The organism is Leptospira sarikeiensis, from assembly GCF_004769615.1.
Taxonomy (GTDB): domain Bacteria; phylum Spirochaetota; class Leptospiria; order Leptospirales; family Leptospiraceae; genus Leptospira_B; species Leptospira_B sarikeiensis.
Map to the genome: position 1 here is coordinate 1 of NZ_RQGF01000019.1, position 875 is coordinate 875.

Sequence of the window (875 nt, forward strand, 5' to 3'; positions counted from 1 at the left end):
CTAACGACCAAGGCTTGACGACGTTTCGCGAGTGCGCACGCACTTGGCATGAGGCTTGCTTAGCAAGACGAGTGACAAAGCGAAATGTGCCGAAGGCCAAACGAGGGTTGCGAAGCAATCCCGAAGTGCAGCGTCAGAGCCGATAGTTAGGCGACGGCTCTGCAGTTAATACATAAAAATTAAGCCAGGGATGGCGTTATTAATTATTTATGAGCATAATGTTCTGTATATAAATCCAGAACCTTTTTAATCATAGTCTGATAAGGTATACCAGATCTCTTAGATTCCTCTTTAAAGAACGAGATACTCTTTTTACTCAAGACTATCGTTACCCTGGAATTATCTTCTTTCAAAACAAGTTTATTCGGAGGAGGAAGAAAATCCTCAACAGCCTTAGAAGATTTAATTGAAGATGATATAGATGCTGGTGCATCAGTGTATTTTATTTTCTTTTTCATAAACTTTCTTACCTTGCCTCCAATAACCTGCCCCAAAGATTCTGATTTTACCATTTCTAACAGTAAATCTTACCGTCGATACATGCGAATCAATGAGACCAAAGCAGTAATATCTTTTTTCGGAATCTGAAGAATGGGTAACATCTAAAGTAATAACCCTATTTGGATCCAGGAATACCCTTTGGGCTTCAAAAAAGTCAATTCCATGTTTCCGCAAATTTTCATCATTTTTTGCTGGATCCCATTCAAACTCCATCTATATATAAAAATGGATAAGAAACAAATCTTTGTCAATACATATAATTATGCATATTTTAGTGCACATTTATAAAATTTAGAGTTCATATTAATGAAAGCGAGCGGGCATGGAAGCCCGCAAAATTTGGAACGAATATCATGCAGAGCTGTTCGTCTAAC

Annotated in this window: 2 protein-coding genes; both read right to left on the minus strand. The window is 37.7% G+C overall.

Translation table 11 applies throughout. From position 1 onward, the window contains the following. Positions 1 to 203 precede the first annotated feature (203 nt). On the minus strand, positions 204 to 512 hold the full coding sequence (locus EHQ64_RS20380) for a CopG family transcriptional regulator (protein ID WP_246048662.1): 309 nt from the start codon (positions 510 to 512) through the stop codon (positions 204 to 206). Beyond that, the gene (locus tag EHQ64_RS08860; protein ID WP_135649130.1) at positions 433 to 714 is read right to left on the minus strand and encodes a BrnT family toxin; all 282 of its coding nucleotides are present in this window, start codon (positions 712 to 714) and stop codon (positions 433 to 435) included. The genes EHQ64_RS20380 and EHQ64_RS08860 overlap by 80 nt, the downstream gene beginning before the upstream one ends. Positions 715 to 875: the final 161 nt, after the last annotated feature.